At 36.4% G+C, this 24529-nt stretch carries 24 protein-coding genes; 12 read left to right on the top strand and 12 right to left on the bottom strand.

The annotated features are described in order from the left end of the window. Positions 1–2: 2 nt before the first annotated feature. A complete protein-coding gene (locus P278_RS16650) occupies positions 3–164 on the top strand; it encodes a hypothetical protein (RefSeq protein WP_200909598.1) in 162 nt (53 codons plus the stop codon). A 21-nt stretch (positions 165–185) separates the two neighbouring features. Further along, positions 186–1034: an alcohol dehydrogenase catalytic domain-containing protein gene (locus P278_RS02700; RefSeq protein WP_262507896.1), complete on the top strand. Its 849-nt coding sequence runs from the start codon at positions 186–188 to the stop codon at positions 1032–1034. A 20-nt stretch (positions 1035–1054) separates the two neighbouring features. On the opposite strand, the gene P278_RS02695 is transcribed toward P278_RS02700, so the two are convergent. Then, on the bottom strand, positions 1055–1810 hold the full coding sequence (locus P278_RS02695) for an SDR family oxidoreductase (RefSeq protein WP_038262254.1): 756 nt from the start codon (positions 1808–1810) through the stop codon (positions 1055–1057). 145 nt (positions 1811–1955) lie between these two features. Here P278_RS02695 and P278_RS02690 point away from each other — a divergent pair, with 145 nt between their 5' ends. Then, positions 1956–2792 (top strand): universal stress protein, encoded by an 837-nt coding sequence (locus P278_RS02690; protein WP_038261981.1) that lies wholly within the window; start codon positions 1956–1958, stop codon positions 2790–2792. Between the two features lie 57 nt (positions 2793–2849). Here P278_RS02690 and P278_RS02685 read toward each other — a convergent pair whose 3' ends face one another. Then, entirely contained in the window at positions 2850–3530 is a 681-nt protein-coding gene (locus tag P278_RS02685) for a hypothetical protein (protein ID WP_152973878.1), read from the bottom strand. Positions 3531–3753: 223 nt separating this feature from the next. On the opposite strand from P278_RS02685, the gene P278_RS02680 reads away from it, so the two are divergent. Both P278_RS02680 and P278_RS02675 read left to right on the top strand, forming a co-directional pair. Further along, entirely contained in the window at positions 3754–4260 is a 507-nt protein-coding gene (locus P278_RS02680) for a nicotinate-nucleotide adenylyltransferase (RefSeq protein WP_038261977.1), read from the top strand. Positions 4261–4561: 301 nt separating this feature from the next. Beyond that, positions 4562–5257, top strand: a complete 696-nt coding sequence (locus tag P278_RS02675) for a Crp/Fnr family transcriptional regulator (RefSeq protein ID WP_038261974.1) — start codon at positions 4562–4564, stop codon at positions 5255–5257. A 64-nt stretch (positions 5258–5321) separates the two neighbouring features. On the opposite strand, the gene pfkA is transcribed toward P278_RS02675, so the two are convergent. Together pfkA and P278_RS02665 are read right to left on the bottom strand one after the other, a co-directional pair. Beyond that, complete coding sequence (gene pfkA, locus P278_RS02670) at positions 5322–6308, bottom strand: 6-phosphofructokinase (protein WP_038261971.1); 987 nt, start codon at positions 6306–6308, stop codon at positions 5322–5324. 396 nt (positions 6309–6704) lie between these two features. Next, positions 6705–7442 (bottom strand): LOG family protein, encoded by a 738-nt coding sequence (locus tag P278_RS02665; protein WP_038261968.1) that lies wholly within the window; start codon positions 7440–7442, stop codon positions 6705–6707. 337 nt (positions 7443–7779) lie between these two features. Between P278_RS02665 and P278_RS02660 the strand changes: the two genes are divergently transcribed. Then, positions 7780–9726 carry a M1 family metallopeptidase gene (locus tag P278_RS02660; protein WP_038261965.1) on the top strand — a complete coding sequence of 649 codons (1947 nt, stop codon included), beginning with the start codon at positions 7780–7782 and terminating at the stop codon, positions 9724–9726. Between the two features lie 151 nt (positions 9727–9877). Continuing rightward, a complete protein-coding gene (locus P278_RS02655) occupies positions 9878–10072 on the top strand; it encodes a helix-turn-helix domain-containing protein (RefSeq protein ID WP_262507895.1) in 195 nt (64 codons plus the stop codon). A gap of 23 nt (positions 10073–10095) precedes the next feature. On the opposite strand, the gene P278_RS02650 is transcribed toward P278_RS02655, so the two are convergent. The 7 genes from P278_RS02650 to P278_RS02620 form a co-directional block, all read right to left on the bottom strand. Next, positions 10096–10803 carry a GDSL-type esterase/lipase family protein gene (locus P278_RS02650; protein WP_082436069.1) on the bottom strand — a complete coding sequence of 236 codons (708 nt, stop codon included), beginning with the start codon at positions 10801–10803 and terminating at the stop codon, positions 10096–10098. Between the two features lie 7 nt (positions 10804–10810). Further along, a complete protein-coding gene (locus P278_RS02645) occupies positions 10811–12202 on the bottom strand; it encodes an alpha-L-fucosidase (protein WP_038262244.1) in 1392 nt (463 codons plus the stop codon). A 112-nt stretch (positions 12203–12314) separates the two neighbouring features. Beyond that, entirely contained in the window at positions 12315–13382 is a 1068-nt protein-coding gene (locus tag P278_RS02640; RefSeq protein ID WP_038261959.1) for a glycoside hydrolase family protein, read from the bottom strand. A 152-nt stretch (positions 13383–13534) separates the two neighbouring features. Beyond that, positions 13535–13762, bottom strand: a complete 228-nt coding sequence (locus P278_RS16850; RefSeq protein ID WP_038261957.1) for an SHOCT domain-containing protein — start codon at positions 13760–13762, stop codon at positions 13535–13537. 54 nt (positions 13763–13816) lie between these two features. Then, entirely contained in the window at positions 13817–14293 is a 477-nt protein-coding gene (locus P278_RS02630) for a hypothetical protein (protein ID WP_038261954.1), read from the bottom strand. A gap of 345 nt (positions 14294–14638) precedes the next feature. Then, positions 14639–16867 carry a TonB-dependent receptor gene (locus P278_RS02625; RefSeq protein ID WP_038261951.1) on the bottom strand — a complete coding sequence of 743 codons (2229 nt, stop codon included), beginning with the start codon at positions 16865–16867 and terminating at the stop codon, positions 14639–14641. Positions 16868–16971: 104 nt separating this feature from the next. Continuing rightward, positions 16972–17403 (bottom strand): hypothetical protein, encoded by a 432-nt coding sequence (locus P278_RS02620; RefSeq protein WP_152973876.1) that lies wholly within the window; start codon positions 17401–17403, stop codon positions 16972–16974. A gap of 388 nt (positions 17404–17791) precedes the next feature. Here P278_RS02620 and P278_RS02615 point away from each other — a divergent pair, with 388 nt between their 5' ends. The 4 genes from P278_RS02615 (at position 17792) to P278_RS02605 (ending at position 21028) form a co-directional block, all read left to right on the top strand. Continuing rightward, positions 17792–19075 (top strand): hypothetical protein, encoded by a 1284-nt coding sequence (locus P278_RS02615; RefSeq protein ID WP_051413370.1) that lies wholly within the window; start codon positions 17792–17794, stop codon positions 19073–19075. Positions 19076–19295: 220 nt separating this feature from the next. Further along, on the top strand, positions 19296–19397 hold the full coding sequence (locus tag P278_RS16880) for a hypothetical protein (protein WP_152973879.1): 102 nt from the start codon (positions 19296–19298) through the stop codon (positions 19395–19397). A 578-nt stretch (positions 19398–19975) separates the two neighbouring features. After that, positions 19976–20170, top strand: a complete 195-nt coding sequence (locus P278_RS16480) for a hypothetical protein (RefSeq protein ID WP_152973875.1) — start codon at positions 19976–19978, stop codon at positions 20168–20170. An 18-nt stretch (positions 20171–20188) separates the two neighbouring features. After that, entirely contained in the window at positions 20189–21028 is an 840-nt protein-coding gene (locus tag P278_RS02605; protein ID WP_038261942.1) for a hypothetical protein, read from the top strand. A gap of 39 nt (positions 21029–21067) precedes the next feature. Here the strand turns inward: P278_RS02605 and P278_RS02600 are convergent, their stop codons facing one another. Next, positions 21068–22099, bottom strand: coding sequence for a bestrophin family protein (locus tag P278_RS02600; protein ID WP_038261937.1), 1032 nt, complete (start codon positions 22097–22099; stop codon positions 21068–21070). A 757-nt stretch (positions 22100–22856) separates the two neighbouring features. Here P278_RS02600 and P278_RS02595 point away from each other — a divergent pair. Beyond that, positions 22857–24080 (top strand): IS256 family transposase, encoded by a 1224-nt coding sequence (locus tag P278_RS02595; RefSeq protein WP_200909596.1) that lies wholly within the window; start codon positions 22857–22859, stop codon positions 24078–24080. The last annotated feature ends 449 nt before the right edge of the window (positions 24081–24529 follow it).

The following is a 24529-nucleotide window of genomic DNA, read 5'->3' as shown; positions in this document are numbered from 1 at the left end:
ATATGAAAGCAATGATCTTAAAGGAACTCACCTCCCTGGAAGAAAACCAAAACCCCCTGGAATTGGTTGATATTCCAATTCCGGTTCCAAAACCCGATGAGCTACTTGTTAAAGTTTCATTCTGCGGTGTTTGTCATACGGAGTTAGATGAAATTGAGGGATGAACCTCTCCACCCCGATTACCCATAGTACCTGGTCACCAGGTAATTGGTGTGGTTGAAAAACTTGGAAGTGATTGCTCTAAATTCAAACCTGGGGATCGCGTGGGTGTAGCATGGATTTATAATGCATGTGGTGAATGTTGGTACTGTTTAAGTGGACAAGAAAATCTATGTGATCACTTTCAGGCTACCGGAAGAGATGTTAATGGTGGCTATGCTGAATATATGACTGCCAATGAAAAACATACCTACAGTATTCCATCCAATTTAACAGACCCTGATGCCGCTCCATTATTATGTGCTGGAGCGATAGGCTATCGATCTTTATTACTAAGTGGTGTAAAAAACAATCAAATTTTAGGACTTACAGGATTTGGAGCATCCGGACATTTGGTAATGAAATTAGTAAAACACCTTTATCCACAAACAAAAGTTTATGTTTTTGCACGTAATGAATCTCAGAGAAACTTTGCAAGATCAATGGGAGCAGAATGGTGTGGCGATATCACAGAAAAGGCCCCTGAAAAAGCCAATGCTATCATCGATACGACCCCGGTGTGGAAACCTGTGATTGAAGGTCTTGATAACCTTCAAAAGGGAGGACGTTTCATTATTAATGCTATCCGTAAGCAAAATACAGATAAAGAATATTTACTCAAACTTTCTTATAAAAAACACATGTGGATGGAAAAAGAAATTAAAACTGTTGCTAACATTACAGGTAAAAATGTAAACGACTTTTTAAAAATAGCAAGTATTGCAGCCATTAAACCTACCAATGAAATCTATCCCCTAGAGCAGGCAAACGTAGCACTCCTTAAAATTTATAAAGGAGCGTCAAAAGGTTCAAAAGTCCTGCAAATCAACCCATAGAAGTTACTTTTATTTGGTTCCTACTGAGCAAGCCACCCTCCGTCTACTGCCATGGCATGACCTGTTATGAAAGATGCAGCATCAGAACAGAGAAAACAAACGGCTTCCGCAACCTCCTCCGGAAGGCCCATTCTTCCAACAGGTTCCAAATTTTCAAACTTCTCCTCCTCCTCTTTTATTTTTCCGGTTACACGATCTATCATTGGGGTTTTAATCACGCCCGGACAAACTGCATTAACTCGAATACCTTCTCTTGCATATTCTAAAGCAGCGGTCTTTGTCAATCCTATTATTCCGTGTTTGGAAACAACATAAGCTGGCATTCCCATAAAACCCATCATTCCAGCAACTGACGATGTATTCACTATTGAGCCTTTCTTTTGTTTCAACATAAGGGGAATTTCATACTTCATACATAACCAGATCCCCGTCAAATTTATATTCAAAACCTTATTCCAGTTTTTAACGGAGCAATCAGCAGTCTTAGCTTGTTCTCCCTCGACACCAGCATTATTGAAGGCAAAGTCCAATTGCCCGTAAACCTTAGCTACCCTGCCGATCATAGCTTTTACTGCATTTTCATCAGCTACATCACATTCAATAAAAATAGCTTCTCCTCCTAACTTTTTAATAGAATTCAAAGTTTCATCATCCTTTACACAATCCACAAGAACCACCTGAGCTCCTTTTTGTGCAAAAGCCACCGCAGTGGCCTTTCCTATACCAAAACTGCTTCCTGTAATTAAAGCCACTTTATTTTTAAAAAGGAGTTCCATTATCATTTTATAAAAGACCAATTTAATCCGACTAACAAAAAATTAAAATGACTAAAAAAAGGCCCTGGAATGATTTAAATCACCTAAACAAAAAAACCAAAACATTAATTTTATTGAACTGATTTATAGATGATTAAATATTCCAATGAAACGAGTTTTATTACCAACTGATTTTTCCGATGGCGCATGGAATGCCATTCAGTATGCCGTAATGTTATTGCAGCATAAGAAATGTACATTTTATATTCTCAATGTTTTTTCAGTCCCCCTTACAACAGCCAACATGATGGCTCCAGAACCCGGAAACCCGTCATACGATGAAGCCTCAAAGAAATCCAATGAGAAATTAAAAATCATATTAAAAAAATTGAAGTCCAAAGAAAATCCCAGACATCATTTCATCCTGGAATCAAAAAATAATTTCCTTATAGATGCCATAAACAACATCGTAGAACAAAATGCTATTGATTTGATTATTATGGGAACAAAAGGTGTAAAAAATATTAAAGGTACTTCTTACGGCAGCAATGCCGTTGCTGTTATGGAAAAAACAATGAATTGTCCGGTAGTCGTTGTTCCTGAAAAAGCTAATTTTAAAGGGCTAAAAGAAGTTGTATTCCCAACATCATACGAATTTGCCAGTAAAAGTGGAGAAATAAAAACCTTTATTGATTTCATCAAAGACTATGAATCCACAATTAAAATCTTACATATCAATGAAAATGAAGAATTATCCAACACTCAAATTGAAAACAAAAAACTACTTGAAGAAAAACTTAGCGGTTTGGAATATACAGTTCATGCCCTTACAAACATTGAGCCTGCATTAGGAGTGAGTTGTTTTGCTCAGAGTCGGGAAGCCGACCTTATAGCACTGGTAAACAGAAAACATAGCTTCTTTTATAGACTGATGGAAAAACAAACATTAAAAGGTATTAGTCATTACAGTAATATACCTCTTCTGATAATGCATCATTCATAATTAATTTCATCTGTTTAAAATTAAACATAAGAAGCTCGAAAGGCATTTAATTTCAAATCAATTTCCTTTGCTCACAAGTATACCCTCTTTTTCAAGGGCTTTTACCATGCTTTCAACATAGTCATTAACACTAGACCCTAGATCCTGAGGATCCACCATATCAAAATTTGCAACCCAAACTAATGAAGATTCGCCGGATTCTTCATTCAAACTAAATAATGAAGACTCGATATGATAAACCTTATACTTTTCATAATAACCAGGGTTATAATAAATATCCTGATAAACAAAATAGTATCCCCTAAATCTCCTCCAATAATAATCAGTTTTGGCATAACCCTCACTATAAGCTTGCCGTTCGTCTATACCTTTAACCGCAGAAACCAATATTGCATCAAACTTCCGATCTAATAAGTTCTGTATTTCTTCCTGAATCTGTGCCTCCGATTGCTTGTTTTCAATAAACCTCTCCGGAAAAATTAATGTGCTGGTACTTGCTAAAACACCCCGCGATCTGAATTCGTTTGCCAATTTATCTTCAAACATCCTTTGTGCCGTTAAATTAGGAGTAACACCAATGATCAAGACTTTTTTAGGTGTGTATTCCCGATAAGATTCATTTCTCCAACTACCAGTCATTTTTACCGAGGAACAACCAAAACATAACAAAGTAAAACTAATCAATACTATAGTCTTATAATACGTGTAATGTGATTGTATTTTTGAAAATTCACCCATAATTCCAAAGATTAAATGAGGTACATTTACCTTAACATAATTTACAACCAACAAACTGATTAAAAAATGATTATCATCATTAAACCATATAAACTTCCAACAATCACTTACCTATAAAATATGAATCATCAATCAAGCGATATAGGTCATTTTTTTCAACTTTTAGGTTCGCTAATTTTGATATAATCCTTGAACATTTTATTAATAATTAAAACCTGGAATCATGAAAAATTTATGGAGCTGGATGATCATTGCAATTGTTGGTTGTATGACCACAACATGGGCACAAGACATTGAACTATCTGAAGTGGTAGTAAGTGCTGTTAACTATAAATACCTTCAAAGTATTGGTTCTGAAGATGCGGCTATTCCAGTAAAATTACTGGAAGAAAAAGTGGCGCATTACGACCTTAAAGGTTCAGAATTATACAGTGATGAATACGACACCTACACCGTTTCATTTTACATCCCACAAGGTACCATTGTGGCTGTTTATGATAAAGATGGTAATATTATTAAAACCATTGAAAGGTTTAAAAATATTAACCTCCCTAAAGAGGTAAATCAGGCATTGTATAAAAGATTTCCCGGATGGACAGTAAAAGGAGATGTTTACAGGGTGAGTTATCGACAGGGACAAGAGATTTCTAAAAAAATATATAAATTGAAACTGGAAAATGGCGACCAACTCATTAAAGTGAAATCAGATGAGAAAGGTAATTTCATGTAATATAAACACAAAGGGTGTTTTTTTAAGAAGTCTCTTTTCTTAACCATTGAGGCGATACAAAAAATTTGAACACTTATTCAAATAATATCAAAAAACACCCTTTTCATATCATCCTTTATTATGAAACCATATCGATATAATTCTAATTTCGACCACATCAATAAAATCGACCGAATTCGTTTCAACAACCTCACTTTTAGTAATTTAAATTAAGAAAACATGAGATATATCATTTTCACCAATGACAAAAATCACTACTTTCCAGTTAATTAATTAAAGTGCCGTTAAAAAATAAGTAGTGATGTGGAAAAGTGATGTATTTGCAGTTAATGGACAAAGTTCTCCATTGACTAAGGCCGTTAATTGGAACCTGGTTGAGGATATCGATGATATACTTCATTTTAAAAAAGGACAGTATATCTATTTCCAGGGCAGCTCTCCTCAGGGAATTTTCATAATAAAAAATGGAACTGTAAAAATTAGCAGAAATGCTTGTAATGGGAAAGAATTTGTAGTCAAAATAGCCTCAGATGGTCATATGTTCGGCCATATCAGTTTATTAAATCACAGTCGATATAATAATTCTGCGGTAGCACTAGAAGATACTACAGTTCTATTTATTCATAAAACTAATTTCTTAGAAACTATTAAAAAACAGGAAGGCCTGTTCGAACATTTTATACAACAGTTATGTTCCCATATTATCAAAATTGAACAAAAAGCAACCAACATGGCGTATAAACCCGTGAGAGGAAGGCTTGCACAACTATTATTATCCCTAGATAATCAGTTAAACAATGATAGTACAGATGAAGAAATACCTCATAGTTTATTTATGACCAGGGCAGACATGGCTGGATTAATCGGTACAGTCAAAGAAACAGTAAACAGGATCCTTTCGGAATTTCGACAAGAAGGTATCATAGACACCAATGGTACCAAGATTTATATCTTAAACGCCAAAAAACTTTTAGAAATTTCACATCTATATGATTAACTGATGTAGCTGACAAGAAAAAAATATTGTATAAGTTGGCCTTTAAGAATATTTCACATTTTTTTCATGAAGTCATGATTTCCAACAACTTCAAGGCTTTTTCATTTAGAGACATGCTCCTTCTCCCAACATCCTTTAAAGGTATAGTGATAATTTCTTGTCTTTGAAAACCAACCATTACATTTTTAGCACCCTTATTTAAAAAGGTTACAGCCATATTACCTAATTGAGTTGCCAGAATACGATCAAAGGCTGTAGGAGATCCACCGCGTTGTATATGACCTAGAATGGAAATTCTGATTTCCTTATTCCCTAAATAGTTCGTTATTTCCTCTGCCACCCTTCTTGCACCACCGGTTTCATCACCTTCAGCAACAATTAAGATTAATGAACTTCTCTTCTCATGCCAATTTCGTCTCAGATTATCTAGTAAATAAACATGATCCATATGAGTCTCTGGAATCAAAATTCCCTCGGCACCTGTCGCAAGACCAGTTCCATAGGCTATATATCCCGCGTCACGACCCATAACTTCTACAATAAAAATACGATTATGGGACTCTGCAGTATCACGTAGTTTATCCACTGCTGAAACAGCCGTATTTAAAGCCGTATCATAACCAATGGAATAATCGGTACCCGAAATATCATTATCTATTGTTTTGGGAATTCCAATAATGGAAATGTCATTGTACTCCTTTGAAAAAATGCTAGTTCCCTTCAACGACCCGTCACCTCCAATAACAATTAAATGATCTATGTCCTTTTGTTTTAGTTGCTCATATGCTAAAAATCGACCTTCCTTAATCTTAAATTGTTCACTACGAGAAGTCTTTAAAATGGTCCCTCCTAAGTGTATGATGTCATTTACATCAGTAAGGTCAAGTTTCATAACTCGCCCGGTAATTAATCCCTCATAACCATCTCGAACTCCTAAAACGCTATAGTTATAATATATCGCAGTCCTTACAACAGCATTGATACAAGCATTTAAACCCGGAGCATCCCCGCCGGAAGTTAAAACAGCTATTTTTCGTTTTCTCTGCTCCATTTTTACCAAAGTCTCAAAAACAATTTGTCAGATACAAACAGTAAGCGGGAATTCGTAAATTCCCGCTTAACTTAAAATCTCACTTTTAAGTATGATTTTAAACTTCAAGCTACTGTTATTATGGCTTCATCATCCAACCATAGTGTTTTCAGAATCTAACTAAGAATCATAAGACTTATTCCAATAAGTGCAAAAACAACACCTAAGTTTCAAAAATCAATATAACACCTAGCTTGACTAAGAGTTAGTCAACCTTTTATCCCTAACTTGATACTATCAAAGATAGGTGTCAGAATAACATGAATACAATGACATTCATTATATACATTAGTGATTCTGATCATTCTGGTTCAGTGATTTTATAAATTTAATTTCGTAAAGATTACTTTGATGTTATTACGTCTCGCCAAACCACCATTTAGGCTTCGCAGGTTTCTCCTTTAGATCATACTTCTTAATTGCAAACTTATCGATATGTCTTATTAAATCATCCACAGAATCGGTTACAAAAAGTAGCTCTCTGTCTTTTTTGCTGATACTCTCCTCCTCTTCCATACGATGAATATGATGGCATAGCTCTTTGTGATAATCAGAATCAAAAATAACCACAGGAAAATTTTCAATTATTTTCGTCTGTATGAGCGTAAGAGACTCGAAAAGTTCATCAAGAGTACCCATCCCTCCGGGCATTACCACAAAGGCATATGAATATTTGACCAAAATAACTTTACGAACAAAAAAGTAAGGGATATTAATCCATTTATGTAAATATGGGTTAGGAATTTGCTCTAACGGTAACTTAATATTACATCCTACAGATTTTCCTCCGGCCAGATAAGCCCCTTTGTTCGCTGCCTCCATGATCCCCGGGCCACCTCCGGTCATTACTGTAAAACCCATTTTTGCCAAAGCTGCTCCAATGTGCTCAGCATTCTTGTAATGCTCAGAATCTTTATTAAATCTTGCAGAACCAAATATGGTCACACAAGGCCCTACAAAATGCATCGCCCGGAAAGCTCTTATAAAATGATATTGTACCCGGAAAGAAAACAACAACTCCCTTAATCGGGATAAAGGACCTCTAACAAATAATGATTCACTGGATACAAGGGTTTTCTTCGGTATGGTATTCATATCAGCGCAAATTAAATGGTTTCAACAACTAAGTTATTTATAATCAACCTGATTCTCAATGACATTTATCCATGCTTTTTACTTCATTCAATTTTGGGGATCCCTGCAAGAAATCTTCAACAATAAAAAGTGAAGCACCGATAATCAAAGTAGTACATAAATCATTTTATTTTCAACCCTCATCTAAAATTTAACCGATGGCCTATAGACAATGAATGATTCGTCTAAAATAAGGTGATTTTTGATCTAAATATGTTAATGAGGTAGGTCTTCCTTCTTAGTCTTTACAAGAAAGCTTAATTTGTGTGCCAACAAATATTATTAATAATTAATCCATATGAAAAAGATAGTAAGTAGAGCTATTGTTGTCTTGCTCCTTTGGCCCCTTTTGGGTATAGGACAAGAAGTGGTTAAAAACAATCAGCAAGATTTTGATCCCATTATGTATAGGCAAGGATCGGCATATAGAGCGGCATCCGGAGAGCCGGGACCTGAATATTGGCAAAATGAAGCCGATTATAAAATCGATGTTTCCTTAAATGATGTAACACATACAATTTCTGGAGAAATAAAACTAACCTACACAAATAATAGTCCCCAAGACTTAGATTACATTTGGCTATACCTATCCCAAAATCGATTCAAGAAAGAATCCAGAGGAACGCTTACAACTCCTATACAAGGAAACAGGTATTCTGGTGATACCGATAAAGGCTATACGATCTCAGACCTTAAGGCAAAAATAGGACGAAGTGAAGCCCTCAATTCCTACATAATTACAGACACCAGAATGCAGGTCACATTAGACAAACCAATACCTGCCAATGGAGGGGTTGCAACTATTAGCATGAATTTCTCCTATGAAATTCCGGAATCTGGAATGGATAGAATGGGACAACAAAAAACTAAAAACGGAATTATCTATTCCCTGGCGCAATGGTATCCGAGGGTTGCTGTTTATGACGATGTTAAAGGATGGAATACCGAACCTTACTTAGGGGCTGGAGAATTCTATTGCGAATATGGCGATTTCGATTATAAAATTACTGTGCCTTACAACCATATCGTGGCTGGGTCAGGTAAGTTACTCAACGAAAAAGAAGTAATGACCAAAACGCAAATAAACAGAATGCGCCAGGCAGAAAAAAGCCAGAAATCAGTTTATATAATTACACCTGAAGAAGTAACCGACTATGCAAATACACGTCCTAAACAAGAAGGAACAATTACATGGCATTTTGCAATGGAAAACACCAGAGATGTAGCTTTTGCTTCTTCAAAAGCATTTGTTTGGGACGCAGCAAAAATTGAGCTTGCCAGTGAGAACAAATGTGTCGCACAATCTGTGTATCCAATTGAAGTTTCTGGTAATGATGCCTGGGGACGCTCTACAGAATACACCAAAGCCGCCATAGAACACTATTCTAATAAGTGGTTTGAATACCCATATTCCAATGCCGTTAATGTTGCTTCGAATGTTGGGGGAATGGAATATCCCGGACTCAGCTTTTGTAAAGTAACAGCAAAAACTAATGGCCTTTGGGGAGTTACCAATCACGAGTTCGGACATAACTGGTTTCCAATGATCGTTGGATCAAATGAAAGACTATACCCATGGATGGATGAAGGTTTCAACAGCTTTATTAACACCTATGCCCACCTCGAGTTCAACAACGGAGAGTATAAAGGCAATGCCAGAAAACCGAGAGCCAACTTAACATACTTTTCTAAAAAAACGAGAGAAGGTATTAATACGTATCCTGATATTGTGGATACCAGAAATTTAGGTAATACCGCTTACTATAAGCCTGCATTAGGACTTTATATGTTACGAGAATACATCTTAGGTCCGGAACGTTTTGACTATGCATTCAGAACCTACATTAAAAACTGGGCTTATAAACATCCGCAACCTTCAGACTTTTTCAATACTATAGAAAATGCAGCAGGTGAAAATTTAAATTGGTTTTGGAGAGGATGGTTCTATGGTAATGGGAATATTGACCTCGCCATAACAGGTGCCCATAAACAAAATGGAGGGTATATCATATCCTTAAGTAACCTTGGTGAAATACCAATGCCCGTACATATGAAAATTTTGTTTGAAGATGGAACCAATAAAACCCTGGTGATGCCGGTAGAAATTTGGCATCGAGGAGATACCTGGAATTATTTTTATAAAACAGATAAAGAAATAAAAAGCATCCAGATAGATCCCGAAAGGCTTATACCTGATATCAATAGTGCTAACGATAGTTGGCCATCAAATTCTTCAGGAAATTAATAAACACATAAAAGAGGCTTCTAATAGAAGCCTCTTTTTTAGTTACCTATAAAGAACTTTGTATTATAGACTAGTATCATAATGCCTGTTTTCTACTACTCTTTAATCATACCTTTTTGCGAAGCGACCTTCATAGCATTTAGGTTCTAAGATTAAGAAAGCTGCGATGCTCATTTTAAATCAAAAGTATAGAATTTCCGAAGCCTCTTATATGGTGGGTTACAATGATGCCCAATATTTCACCCGATGTTTCAAACAAGAGTTTGGTTTATCTCCTTCAGAATTAAAGAAGATGAGTCACAAAAAAGGTATTGAAGAAGCTATAAATTACCTTCAAAATTTATAAGCATGCAATAATCCTGTCAAAAATTAGTCCCCGATAGATTTTATTTTTTCATAGATCAACTGGGCTATTTCAAGATACCCAGCTTTATTGGGATGAACGCCATCCTTTTCTGTAAATAATTCTGGTCTATGTTGCAAAGGCGTATTCAAGTCCATGAACACCACATCCTTTTCCTTAGCTACCCCCTTAATTATCTTTATCAGGGTTTGAAGACGAGGTTTCCTTATAATCAAACCATTTTTTCGTGTATCACTCAACCCGGGAGTTTCCAAAACCATAGGAGTTGGAGCACATATAATAATCTCTGGTTTGCTTGGCAATAATTCTAATCGATCAATTAGATCCCGATAGTCATCGGCAAATTCATCTTGGTACTCCCAGCACTTACGATCACCACAAGTTCCCATTCCACAAGTATCATTGGTGCCCAGACTTATAACAATTACATCCGGATTTGAAGCTTCTATTTTAGATAGCTGATTCCATACAGTAGGCCTTCCCTTTCTGAGCAGCGTACAACTACTAACTCCAAAATTCTCTACTTCATACCCCGCTCCCAATAGCGTCTGTAACTGGGCAGGATAAGAGTGTAAATCTCTTTGTTCCAATCGAGCACCATGAGTGATACTATCCCCTACACATGCCACTTTAGTAGTTTTGGTTTCATCCTCTCCAAATAAAAAGAAGATCGATAGCACAATACATCCAATTACTTTTAATGGATTCATCATTAGTGAATTAATTATTAATATTAAAAACTTCAAAAGTCTCTATCTGCGGAACCCCTGCCGATTCTTTAACCTTAAGACGTATATTAGAAACCTCGAGCCTGTGAAAAGAATGAATAAACTTATGACCGATAACCGATCCTTCAAAGAGTATTTCCCACCCACGTTCAGTCTGTGCTTCAACTATAAATGCACGCACACGTTCTCCTTTCGATATATCTTCTTTAATTATAAAATGGTTGATTTCCTTGGGCTTCTTAAAGGACATCGTTAATTTCTTTCCAGTTCCATTAGTGTTAGCTAAAGGCTCATTAAATCTTCGCTTAATTTCTTTTCCCCACTCCCTTAATCGCTGTACATCCGGTTCAGGCATCAATCCATCCGGATTTGGCGTAAGACCCATAATTAAAGTTGAATTTCTACCCACCGATTTATAATACATCTCCATCAAATGTTCCAAAGGAAAAATATGTGCCTCGTCTCTTGGTTCCCAAAACCATTCATGTCGCCCATTGTATCCTCTTAATGGGGCATCACTCATTGCCGGCATATAGTATTTCCCTTCTGGAAAACCATGCTTTATAGGCTTGAATCCCACATCATCTCCACGATTTGCAAACCACGAAGGTTGATTGTAAGTCCCCCAACACGGATAAGGTACAGTCCCGCTTTCAGATCCACCCCAGCGAATATCAGAACGATCTAAATTATGATAGAAAATAGCTCCCGGCTGATTGCGCTCAATGATAGAAAGCACATCAGGTCCGCCTTGTTCAGGCCCATGAGCCCCGCCATCGAACCAAATAATGGCTAGATCACCATAGTTCGAGGTTAATTCCTCCACCATCCCCTCACACATGCGATTGTAGTGTTGTTGTCTGTTCTTTGAAAATTCACTATTACCCTGAACTTTAAAATCGTGAATACCATAAAAAGAATTCCATCGGATCCCAATATAAATACCCGGTTGTATACCATATTTACGGCAAGAAGCTACAAAGTCACGAACAATATCTCCCTTACCTTCCTGAAAATTCAACGCTTTCATGCTATATGGGTTCACCTCAGATTGGTAAAGTGCAAATCCTGTCTCATGAGTGGCAGTAAGGATAGCGATCTTAGCCCCCATATCCTTGGCTGCCCTGATCCACTGATCAGTATCTAACTTTTCAGGATTGAAAATATTATGATCAGGAATTGGTGTAATCCTGTTTTTTCGCTGGTTGTATTGCTCCCCATCAAAAACATGAAGATCATAATGAAAAACAGCCACAAGCTCAGCCTGCTGCCAGGCCAATTGGGCCTTATTAGGTAGAGGAACAACACTCTCTGTTGATTGCCCCGTAACATTCTGACTTACAATAAAATATATGACAAATAATAAGTAAACGCTATACTTCATTTTTTTCTTTTGAATAACAACAATTAAATCCAATTAGCAAGATTGATAAAATGCTTTAAAAAGGCCAAACTAAATATTTTAGTACAAAAGACCTAATTAATTGTAATTTTAATTAAAGGTTGATCTTGAAAACATAACAAACAGTACGTTCATCACCATAAACATTCCAGCCACTCGGACCGTATAAATAAGCGGGCTTTCCATCCATCATAAGTATCTTGGGTCTTTCCAGCTTCGGAGCTGATCCGTATATTTTAACAACCTTGTCAGGATCATATCCTTTATAATAGTCCGGAATCTTTAAATATCCAATGGAAGCATCTTTAATATCAAAGGTTATTCCATCCTGAGATTTCCATAGGGTACCTCCTCCCACAACACCGGTATTATGACCATGATTATCGGTGGTTAATAAATAAACTGAATCATTATAATAAAAAACCACCCCATCTTCCAGGGTTCCATTATTAGCCGTCACCGGCTTGTCCTGAATAACATAAGGTCCTTCAATATCTTCTGCAATAGCCAACCCATATTTGAGACCTGATGGTCCCATAGATTTAAAATACAAATAATACTTATTGTTAAAAACTAATAGTGAAGGATTCACTATGCCATTCCCTGACTTATAATTCCATTTCGAAGCATCTTCGGTATTTAAAATAAGTCCATCCTTACCAACCTTTTTCCAGGGTCCGTATGGAGATGCTGCAATAGCCATCCCTATTGACTGATTGGCCGGATGTGGAGGTTGATGATAATCGGTATTACCGATATATAATAAAACATATTTTTTACCAATTTTCCTGATTTCCGGATTATGCGGAGCATAACGATCCCAGGTATCCCTTCCGGTTCCCTTAAGAACCACATCAGAAAATTCAAAAGGTCCCTCGGGATGATCCGCAACATAGTGAGCTATTTCAGAAGACTTCCTCCATGCCGGATCTACATTTTTCTCCGGCCATCTTGCAACATATAGATGTACCTTACCATCCTCACCCATAATAGGAGCCGCCCCCCATAGTGTATAGTTTTCATCTTCAACCGCAACACCTTTCCACTCCAGATTCTTAGCTATAAAAGAAAGTTGATGAGATGAGTCCTGAGCCCATAGGAAATGATGAACAGATCCAATTAATATACATATGATTAACCTTAAAAAATTAATTGCTTTCATGTGCTTGATATTGTGTTACAGCTTCGATATAGGCTAAATATATTACTATTTCATAATCAGGAAAAACTGTTCGGAAAGAATTCATATATACCAATACGTAAAAATCGGACCTAAGTCCGATTTTGATGCTATCATAATTGCTCAAAAACATATCAGGAAATTCGTTCTTTAGCCTCATCATACTCCTCTTTGGTGATTTCTCCTCGGGCATACCGCTTCTTCAAAATCTCCAGTGCTGAATCTTCATTCGAACTATTATTTATACCCTTCTGTGAAGCACTTCTTAAACTGAGCCATACAACAATTAATATAATTGCAATCCAGAATACCCAACCGATTCCATGCATCCCCCATCCGTGCCAATTCCAGTCATTCATCATTACGATTTCTTTTTATAAACGTATTCAATGCTCACGCAATCATATATCCCATATTTAATTATTATGGTGATGTTGTTCCATGTGCATTTGCCTAGATTTATCATTCCCCATCATTTCATTTTCATGCATGAGGTCTTTCATCATACGCATCATATGTTCATTACCCATCATCATACTGCCCATAGCCTTGCATGCCGTGGTATCTTCAGTAGCCATTTTCATCATATGCTGCATCATAGTTCCCATCATTTTTGGGTTTCCTCTCATCAAATCAACCATTTGGTTACCCTGTATCATATCATACATCATAACAGAATCACCACGCATCATTTGCATGGCATGATCGTTCTTTTTAATATGGTCCATCATATTCATCATCATTTCATGATCTTCTACAATAGCTGCCATAATTTCATTTTGTTTCGTTTCGTCTTTTAACATTTCATCTGCCTGAACATTTTTTTCCTGAGCACAACCCAGCAAAACCATCGTCATAATGAATGCCAAACAAAATCCGATTTCAGTTTTCATTGCCTTTGTTTTTATAATTCAAACAACACAATTTAACAACTAAACACCTGAATTAAAATGACTTATATCATCACTAAAACTACCTCCATAAGGTGAAGATCCTAAAACATTCCTAAAAATCAATGACCCATGCTTTATTATTTTTCATTCTTTGGATAAAAACTAACCCCATTATGGAGAGTAGAACTTATCTTCCCAAACAATTACAATCAGAAGATTGGCAAATCAGGTATCAAACATCATTCTTGTACCTTTTCCCTCATTCCGGTATGTATCAGCCATAAAAAAACTCAGGTAACACAAAGACTACCTGAGTTTATAATAGTAAATATATTACTGAAAAAATTAGAATCTTACACTAACCTTTCCTCTCAAATAAAAAGGTGTTCCCGGAGTAAAATGAATTTCCTCAACAGGTGCTGGTTCATTGAATAAACGACTTTCAGTGGCAAATTGAGTTTCGTTCCACTCGGTATCAAATAGATTCTCTATAATAATACCAAAGGTCCAGTTTCTCAGTGAATAATTAATATTAAAATCCGAAACAAAGTAACCTTCAGCCACAATAGAGTCATCTTCATTAGCAGGACGGTCGTCCACATACTTATAGGTTAAACTTCCCGAAAAATTCCCCAGATTATCAATGAGCAGCCCTCCAACCGAAGTGAAGTCCGGCGCCAAAGGAATGTAATTTGCTCCTTCTGGTGCATCCACACTTCTTCCTTTACTTAAATTAACATCAGCATATACGTAAAGCCAGGGAAGCGCCTGATAACGAGCACCAAAATCAACACCAAGTCTTCTGGTTTCTCCACTAGGTTCTACGATAGCTGCATCACCAACATACACAAACTCCTGATCCAGGTACAACCACCACAAAGTAGCATTCAGTGCAAGCTTATTAAAGGGCTTATAAATCGTTCCTAAATCAGCACCATAGGCGGTTGGCAAAATATCTTCTCCCTCATTAGCTACTACCACTCGGGCATCATTAGAATGGAAGCCTAAACCGGTTTTTAAGAATAATTGCCAATTTGAATTTACAGAATAAACAGTGTTCAACTTCGGACTTAATGCGACTTTAGATTCACTTTTATTATCGTAGACTTCCGTTAACTTATTGTGATAATCAAACTTAAAATAATCAACCCTTAATGCCGGGTTAATCATCCACTTTCCGACCTTGAATTCAGTATTCACGAAACCATAGGTATTCACCTCGTCAACATCTCCGTAAGCATATCTTTCCAGAATTTCCTTCCTGTTCAAGGTATGCGAAAGTTGCACATCATCAACATTATCATATCGAAATCCTACGCCTGCCTGATAAGCAAAATCAATGGTTTCAGTCAGCGATATACGTTCTTCCTCATAGATACTTTCTGCACCGGCAATCAACCTGCTTTCCTTCTGCTGAATTTGATCTCCATTAACCGGGTCGTCAAGAAAAAAAGTAAAGTTCGAGAATAATTCAAAATCATACTGCGATATATAAGCCTTTGTTTTTACCGCCTTACTATCGTCTAATAATTTAACATGATTAAGTAAAAAATTAGTTCTGCTGGTCGATCCCCCTTCAGTATCATCAATGGCACCAAATCGATCGATGATTCCATTGTCTACCGCCCTCTGGGGTATTTGTCCTGAGGCATCCCACTTACTTTGAAAATGAGACAACGTTAACAAAAATTCTTCATCATTGCTAAGCTTGTAATTATAACGCCCCATTACATTGATTCGATTAAAATCCTGTGGGGAATCAAACGGACCATCAGTTAAATACAGTTCAGAAGCAACATAAGCATTGCTCTTATCCGTATCTAAAAGCTTAAACAAACCGACAAAACGATTGGTATTGAACTGACCTGCTTCTAAAGAGATTAAATTTTGGTCTATTGATTTTCGCAGGTGTAAATCGATATAACCTGCAGTTGTAAAATCACCGTGATCAGCATAATACGGACCTTTCCCGAAATTTATGTCTTCAAGGGTTTCAGGAATAACAAAATGCAAATCCGAATATCCCTGGCCATGTGCATGTGAAACCATATTTACTGGCATCCCGTCTACACTTATAGACACATCTGTACCATGGTCTATATCAAAACCCCTTAAAAAAATTTGCTCTGCTTTTCCGCCACCGGCATGTTGACCGATGATAAGTCCTGGAACTTTTCTCAAAATCTCTTGAGAAGATTTTATTGGATTGGTTTGTATATCGACGTCTACAAAACTATTTAATGAATTCACCTCCGAAACCAAAACGATCTGATCTAAAGAAATATTAGCGGCACTTAATATAATATCCTTTTCTGAAGATAAATCCTTTTTAGTCACTACCACATATTTTGAAGCATATCCCAATCTGGAAAACACAATAGAGTCGCCGGTAGTGGTTTTATCTAATACAAAAAGACCTACTTCATTCGAATGCGAATGACTTCCGGAAGTAATATTAAAAACACTTACATCAGATAGCTGTTCATCCGATTCATTAAATACTCTTCCTTTTAAAGTTTGAGCATAAGACATGCTCATAGTAAGCATGACGATTGCTCCTATTATTTTTTTCATTAATAATGGATTAAAAAAATTAATTATAGAGTTTCCTCCCAACTTATAAATTGAATGTATAGTCTACCTTACCATATAAATGGCAGACAACTATTTTTAAAAATTTAGAAAGCTCTTGGCGGTGGAATAATTATAGGGAGGTCAATGGAAAAATAATTAGCGATTACACCCCAATTATTTTTTTTCTGAACAGCCGTATGGCTAAATAATACATTATAAACACCCGATGGATAATGCTTGTCGAGCATTTCAAATACAAAAAATTCTTTTTGCTGGTTTTTACGATCTTCTTCTGGAGAAAACAAAGACGCTATCAAGGAAAGGTGGCTATGATCATGATTATCAGCAGATTCATGATAATGAGAATCATCTTTTTCTAACTGAAAATCATGAGTATGTTTTTCAGTATGATGGTGATGATTGTTTAAAACATTTTCAATTCCATGAGATAAACTATGGACTACAGTAATGACCTGATTTTTTAAAGGCATAAATAGATAGGCAAAGAGTACAATGATTAACAACCATCGTAACATGACATCCCTTATATTGACAAATAACCTGGCTATAGTATTTTAATTTTATCTCGGGGTAAAAGCGAGTACCTGCAAAGGTAATCGCAAGATTTAATCTTAAAGTAGTATTAATCATAAAAATGATTAAATCTTTATGTTGGGCAAAAGGAAACTGCACAACATACAGCACATTCATATTCTTTTCTCAAGGATGATCAGAACATGGTATAAGGAAGTGATGACTTGTAAACTAATTGATTCAACTGAGTCCTAAATTGGGTAGGACAACAATCACGCTAGAAAAAAATGCCTTTTTCTAACCTTTGGGCAAACATATTTTTTATTTTGCGAACCATTCTCAAAATTTACTGAGAATAAATTTTTACTAAGACGTAACCCAATCAAAACAATGAAAAAAAAATTTCCGACATTTTGCTTGTCATTATCAATCATAATAAGTGTGATTTCATGTAATTCAAAACCAAAAGAGAAGAAAAATAAAGAACACAATACCACGGTACAAAAAATTAATTTCGACCAGGGAAAGAACATTTCCTTGCCCTATATGGTTTCTACCAATGAAACGACCCTGATGTCTTGGGTGACAAAAGTAAACGATTCCATATCCCAGCTTAATTATGCAACCCTTGAAGATGGTAATTGGAGTAGTCCAAAGAAAATTGTCCAAGGACAAAATTGGTTCGTCAATTGGGCGGATTATCCTATGATTGTTGAAAATAACGGAACGCTATTGGCTCATTTCCTCAAGAAATCATCAGATGAAACCTTTGCCTATGACATCAAATTGAACTTGCAAAAAAGTCAGGATTCAACCTGGCAAACCGAGTTGCCACTGTATTCAGACGAAACTAAAACCGAACATGGTTTTATGACCCTGCTTCCTTATAAGGAGCATTCATTTTTTGTTACCTGGTTGGATGGTAGAAACATGGCGGCAGATCCTAAAAAAGAATCAGGACATGCAGGTCACCATGGAACGATGAGTATAAGAGCTGCCGAAATTGATAAAGATGGAACGGTTATAAGTGAACAAATTCTGGACAGTAATACCTGTACCTGTTGCCAAACTACAGCAACCATAACCAGTAATGGTCCCATTGTACTTTATAGAGATAGGACGGATGATGAGATAAGGGATATTGCCATTACCAGGTTGGTGGATGGAGAATGGACCACCCCTAAATTTATCCATGATGATGGCTGGGTAATAGGTGGGTGCCCTGTAAATGGACCGAAAGTCGATGCTATTGGTGATGATGTGGCCGCAGCATGGTTTACTGCAGCTAATGATCAAGCCCAGGTAAAGGTCGCTTTTTCTGAAAATGCCGGAGCGTCCTTCCTAAAACCTATCCTGGTGAGTAATGTCGGAACCCTAGGAAGGGTTGACATTGTAATGACAGATTCAGACCATGCAATCGTAAGCTGGATGGAATCCATTGATAACCTAACCTACCTCAAGGCGATGAAAGTAAACAAACTTGGGGAAAAATTTGAGCCGATAATCATCTCTAAAATGGATATGTCCAGAAGCTCTGGATTCCCTCAAATGGAGCGTACGGGAAACAAAATTTTGTTTGCCTGGACCAAAGTTGGTGACGGTACTTCCGAAATCGAAGCCGCTTATGTGGAGTTAAAAGCATTCTCAAACCAATCCCTGGGTTCTTGGGAATAAACACCTTTTTAATGGTTACTATTAATACATTATTGTAGAATTAATTTTCGATAATAAAGAATATCAATTCTAAAAAGAGTTACTATTGAAAACACGTTTAACTTAGAATAATTAAGTTTGAAATTTTCTCCATCAATGGATAAAACATTGCTTTGAGGTTTCAGACCATAGCGTATGTAAAAAGTAAAGCATCTACGCTAACTGAAAAAATAAGACTTATATCATTCTTTGGACTAAAGATCAAATACCCACTGCCAAATATTTCTGGTCTATCACGATGTATAATAAACAAAACGATATTGCCGGCAACTATTCAGTATAAAACCCTGAAAATAAATAATCCAGAAACTAACTTCCAGTTCCAAAACATCCTTTTTATTTATGCATAAAAACCTGTGATCCTTAGGAAAAGGTGATGACTGGTACTTGGCTACTACCAGTCATTAATTGGCTACTACCAGTCATTAAAAAGTAAAATAAATTATAATTATTTATACATAAGCAACGAAACATTTTTTATTGAGTAGGATATTTACTACCTTAATCTTTCTAGTGCTATTTCAAGTATTTAAACAGTCAGGATTAGATTAATTAGCAAAACAGTTACAAACCCCATTAGTTAACTATAATAGCGTGTTATTCACTAGAAATTTTGATTTTGCCGCCGAACCAACAAATATTATAAAGCAAACCATTAACATTCAACTTGTAATACCTATCAGTCTTAATAAAAATGGAAATTGGTTTTACGAGCTATTTTACCAATGATTTCTCAAAATGATGTTTAAAACTACGGGCAATTTGACACTGTTATATCAAGTACTTTTTATACTTGTAAATCTTATATTTTTCAGTTCGTGTTCCTTGGTACGTGTAGAAAGTGCACAAACACCATTATCCGTGAGTGATCTAAACACCAGATTACTTACCCAACAATATGCAAAAGATGCTATAGCTGAAATAGAAAAAACTGCCGACACCATTATTGCAACAAATCCCAGTCTCGATGTTCAAAAGAAAATGCTGGAATGGAAAATTTATTCGGCCCAACGATTTAAATCATTTGCTTTTCAAACCTCTCCAAAGCTAGCTTGAAGTGATGTCTGGTCGTTCATGATAGAAACAAATGATTTTTTTAATAAAAGCACCAATAAGATACTATTAGGCGCTGATACCATCAGAGTACAACAAGTTAATCAACAGAATATTGATAAAATTGCCAAAATAGCATCAAGTGTATATAATCCTAAAGCATTTAAAAATTATAGGGATTTTATCTATCGTTATGCCCAAACACACCCCATAAACGATTTTAAGTTTGAACATCAGAGCATACGAGACGATTACCTTCTATATACCAATACACCAGATTCTCTGGCCATTCAAACTGTGGGTTCACTATCAGAGGTGGTTGCTGACATGTCTAATAGGATTGATTTTGGAACAGACCTCACGGGTAAACAATTAAAATGGAGCACACAGTTATATCTTAAAGAAAAAGGAATAGATTCAATCGAAATACAAAATCGTATAGCAGCCTTCGATGATCAAGTTAACCGTTTGTTAATCGTTGCCGAAAACGCTCCGGAAACCATCGACACTGCCATCATATCATTTAGAAATCAGCTCGATCCCTTGTTTTATGGTATGCAGCAAGAAATTGAAGAGTCTATGATTCGTCTTTCCGAAGACCGGATAGCACTTGAATTAATGATCGAAAGAGAAAGAATCGCATTAGATTCAATTATTATGCGTGAAAGAAAAGCGCTTACAGACGAAGCTAAAATCATTGCTGATATCGGTGTAAAAAACGGAATGTCTGAATTACGAAAAACAATTTCTTCACTTCTTTTATATGCCGTTATTTTTCTCGTTATACTTCTCGGACTACCTTTTTATTTGGGATACCTAACCGGAAAAAATCGAAATAAAGAAAAAAACAAAGATTCATAATATGAATTATAGAATTTCACCTTTTACTTTTTTGAAATATTACATTAATATACCTTTTTTAGCTTTAATAGCCGGCGGTAAGTCTGTTTCACCAAGTATTTCTCTTAAATCAATTTCTATTACTCTACATAAAGAAAGCATTGGAATATCATTAGCCATACTTGAAAATGGATTTTCAGAATAATCACCCACTAATTCCATAGCAATATATATCCAACCTACTAAAGCCACTATGGGCACAGACAGCCAAAAACCAAGTTGCCCAACAATCATTTCAGGAACCATACTGAATGGTAAAAAAGCAATAAATATCCCGACAAAATATCTACTCATATTAGCATATTGCCTTGGTAATGGGAATTTTTTTATACGTTCATTTTTTCCTTGAAGAGCGTAAAAGGTTCTTAGCACATTTTCCATTTCCATATGCCGAAAATCATCGATTAGATTATGCCCTCTTAATTGAGTAAGATCCCTTGATTGCTCGTTAATTATTTGTGTGGCGGTATTAGCTGCATTGACTAAACGTTCGTGTTCATCTGGCAGTAAAAATGTTTCGAGGCTACTTCTTGTTTCAGCATCATCAATAAGGCCTACTCCAAATTGCTTTTGATATTTCTCTGCTGCCTTACCAATGTGACCTGATTGCTTGATGTGTTCCCAGGATGTAGGCACTAATAACTGACTTCTGTGTGCATACAACCAGGCAATATGTCGGTAGATAAGTTTTTTCTTGATACTTTTTATTTCACTATCTGGTATATCGTTCTTTGTGAACTGATTAGTAATAAATCCATCAACCATCATCCCCCAACTACGACTATCGTTTACAATACCTCCCCATATTTTACGTGCTTCCCACAACCTGTCATAAGACTGATTATTTTTAAAACCTACATAAAATGCCACCGCCGTACCTATAACCGAAACCGGAACCCAGGGTATTTTGAATGTAATAAAATTGAAGTGATATAAGGCTGCTATACCACCCATTAATGGAATAAGCCATAGAAAATGATGTCCTGCCATTTTCATTAATCGTGAAAAACTGATATTCTTTGTAACAATCATATTCTATAGATTATTTTTTACCGCTAAGGTTTATTGGATTGTGTGTTGAAAAAAAGCAATCCCTCTAATTTAAGACAATTTTTTTTTACAAAACTTCTGAAAATAAGCCTTCTATAATTTCATTCAACATTTAATACAGAATGCCCTAGATTAGCCCGACAGCTACTTCATCCTGAATCGTTGTATAAATAAAATCGGTACAACTAAGGATGCTCATACCGGCGTATCACCAAAAACTTGCACCCTATACTATTTGCTTTTTGAAAATATAGCACCTTTTCCTTTTCTTCATACCGTCTAACTTAATAATAATTCATAACTGCAAGAATTAAAATCCTTATTTAGCCGATTTTGCATCTTATTGCCGTGAAGTATAAAATGATATAAAAAAATACAAACTCTTTCCTTAGCTTTGTTTTTGATCAATATTCAAGGATGGAAACACCCCATTTCAGGCATAGTTAAGGCATGGTTGAAGCATAGTTAAAGTATGGATAAAGTATGAACACATCGATTCAGATTCAATCAAGTATAAAATGTTTCCAAACTTTCTCATAACCTTCCGTGATCCTGAATTCGTTTTGTTGGGATCAATCTCAAAAGTTGTGTGCGAATTGAATAATAGATTAAGATCTTTGCAAAAAAATAATAGTATTCGGATTATTTCTAGACCTCTTATACCTGATATTGCCCGAAGTATTAATCACCGAGACTGTTTAAAAAAGTGTGTCATAAGTTTTAATTAAATAATTATCTTATGATCACGATGTCAGCAAAAAACAAATTCAACAAAGAGGAGCTGGAGCAACTCTTTGAAGGAGCATTGGAGCAGCTCAAAAGCACTAAGAAATTAGAGGGATCTGATGGGGCGTTTACCCCATTATTAAAGAAATTACTAGAGGCCAGTATGGAAGGTGAGATGGATGCTCACCTAAAAGACAGCCGGCCCAATCGCCGTAATGGCAAAGGCAGTAAAAAGGTTAAAACGAGCTTTGGAGAGGTTCCCCTTGAGCCCCCCAGAGACCGTGACGGCACCTATGAGCCGGAGATACTCCCCAAGCGACAGCGAAGCCTCGGTCCGGCCCTAGAACAAAAGATCTTGAGCCTGTATTCCATGGGCATGAGTTACCGTGACATTGCCTCGCATATCAAGGAGATGTACGACATGGAACTCTCTCCTGCCCAACTCACGGCCATTACGGACCGTATTTGGCCTGAGATCGAAGAATGGCGTAGTCGTCCTTTGGATCAGGTGTATCCTTTTGTATGGCTGGATGCATTGTTTTACAAGGTCAGACAAGATGGCCAGATCAAAAGCATGGCAGCTTATCTGGTTTTAGGGATGAATGTGGAAGGCGAAAAAGATCTGTTGGGCATTTATCTTTCCCAGAGTGAAAGTGCTACCTTTTGGCTGAGTGTTTTAAGCGATTTACAGGCGCGAGGAGTGGAAGATATTCTTATAGCCAGTATAGATAACCTGAAGGGTTTTAGAGAAGCCATACAGGCAGTTTTCCCCGCAACAGACATACAGCTTTGCATTGTACATCAAATACGCAACGCCATCCGTTATGTACCATTTACGGATTCCAGGGAGGTTGTCAGGGACATGAAGTCAATCTATAAGGCCAATACCTTAGAGCAGGCAGAACTGGCCCTAGAGAACTTTGAAGATAAGTGGAAAAAGAAGTATCCTGCGATGGTTCGTTCCTGGAAGAACAATTGGGAAGGACTCTCAACATTCTTTAATTATCATCCGGAAATAAGGAACATCATGTACACTACCAATTCAATAGAAGGGTTTAATCGTCAAATAAGAAAGGCTACTAAAACCAAGGGAGCATTACCATCAGAAAGAGCCTTACTTAAATTACTATATTTGGTAAGCATAAGAACAACAAGGAAATGGTCGAGACCCAGAAGTTGGACCAAAGTCATTAATATCCTAATCATTACTTACCCGGAAAGACTGGGAATAACTTAGAAATAAAAATGACACACTTAATTAAACATAACCTAATCACCCACTTCAATCCGGTTTCCCATCAAACAAACCAGAGAACACTACATATGTATTTTAAATCGATCTGATTCAGAATCCATTAATATAGTAACCGGAACCAGACCATTCTGTTCTTTACCAATGTCATTCCGCATTTATTGCGGAATCCACTCTCCACTCATCACTCTCACATGTCATTCCTCATTCGTCATACAATCTCGTGATGCGATGCTTAATTCATTATTCCTTCAAAAATCAATCACAATTTTTGTACAAACACAAAATTATGCATGATCCGTTTGTTGCCCAACTAAGCTGAACAAAGCTGGCGCTTTAATTCCTTCTCAAAGAAAATGAATAGCTTCAGTGGATGGATTACCTCCGGTGATCCTGAAGTGGGATCGTTGCCCATCTAAGCTGAACAAAGCTGG

The sequence above is a fragment of the Zhouia amylolytica AD3 genome (assembly GCF_000511935.2).
Taxonomy (GTDB): domain Bacteria; phylum Bacteroidota; class Bacteroidia; order Flavobacteriales; family Flavobacteriaceae; genus Zhouia; species Zhouia amylolytica.
The sequence above is the reverse complement of the archived record's forward strand: the minus strand, read 5'-3'. Positions and strand labels throughout refer to the sequence as shown.

Coding starts and splice junctions, on each gene's coding strand:
- P278_RS16650 (WP_200909598.1), top strand. CDS start 3: ATGAAAGCAATGATCTTAAAGGAACTCACCTCCCTGGAAGAAAACCAA.
- P278_RS02625 (WP_038261951.1), bottom strand. CDS start 16,867: ATGAAAAAAATAATAGGAGCAATCGTCATGCTTACTATGAGCATGTCT.
- P278_RS02645 (WP_038262244.1), bottom strand. CDS start 12,202: ATGAAGTATAGCGTTTACTTATTATTTGTCATATATTTTATTGTAAGT.
- pfkA (WP_038261971.1), bottom strand. CDS start 6,308: ATGGAGCAGAGAAAACGAAAAATAGCTGTTTTAACTTCCGGCGGGGAT.
- P278_RS02630 (WP_038261954.1), bottom strand. CDS start 14,293: ATGAAAACTGAAATCGGATTTTGTTTGGCATTCATTATGACGATGGTT.
- P278_RS02650 (WP_082436069.1), bottom strand. CDS start 10,803: ATGATGAATCCATTAAAAGTAATTGGATGTATTGTGCTATCGATCTTC.
- P278_RS02595 (WP_200909596.1), top strand. CDS start 22,857: ATGATCACGATGTCAGCAAAAAACAAATTCAACAAAGAGGAGCTGGAG.
- P278_RS02675 (WP_038261974.1), top strand. CDS start 4,562: ATGTGGAAAAGTGATGTATTTGCAGTTAATGGACAAAGTTCTCCATTG.
- P278_RS02615 (WP_051413370.1), top strand. CDS start 17,792: ATGAAAAAAAAATTTCCGACATTTTGCTTGTCATTATCAATCATAATA.
- P278_RS16850 (WP_038261957.1), bottom strand. CDS start 13,762: ATGATGAATGACTGGAATTGGCACGGATGGGGGATGCATGGAATCGGT.
- P278_RS02600 (WP_038261937.1), bottom strand. CDS start 22,099: ATGATTGTTACAAAGAATATCAGTTTTTCACGATTAATGAAAATGGCA.
- P278_RS02680 (WP_038261977.1), top strand. CDS start 3,754: ATGAAAAATTTATGGAGCTGGATGATCATTGCAATTGTTGGTTGTATG.
- P278_RS02665 (WP_038261968.1), bottom strand. CDS start 7,442: ATGAATACCATACCGAAGAAAACCCTTGTATCCAGTGAATCATTATTT.
- P278_RS02605 (WP_038261942.1), top strand. CDS start 20,189: ATGATAGAAACAAATGATTTTTTTAATAAAAGCACCAATAAGATACTA.
- P278_RS02690 (WP_038261981.1), top strand. CDS start 1,956: ATGAAACGAGTTTTATTACCAACTGATTTTTCCGATGGCGCATGGAAT.
- P278_RS02640 (WP_038261959.1), bottom strand. CDS start 13,382: ATGAAAGCAATTAATTTTTTAAGGTTAATCATATGTATATTAATTGGA.
- P278_RS02620 (WP_152973876.1), bottom strand. CDS start 17,403: ATGTTACGATGGTTGTTAATCATTGTACTCTTTGCCTATCTATTTATG.
- P278_RS02695 (WP_038262254.1), bottom strand. CDS start 1,810: ATGGAACTCCTTTTTAAAAATAAAGTGGCTTTAATTACAGGAAGCAGT.
- P278_RS02660 (WP_038261965.1), top strand. CDS start 7,780: ATGAAAAAGATAGTAAGTAGAGCTATTGTTGTCTTGCTCCTTTGGCCC.
- P278_RS02685 (WP_152973878.1), bottom strand. CDS start 3,530: ATGGGTGAATTTTCAAAAATACAATCACATTACACGTATTATAAGACT.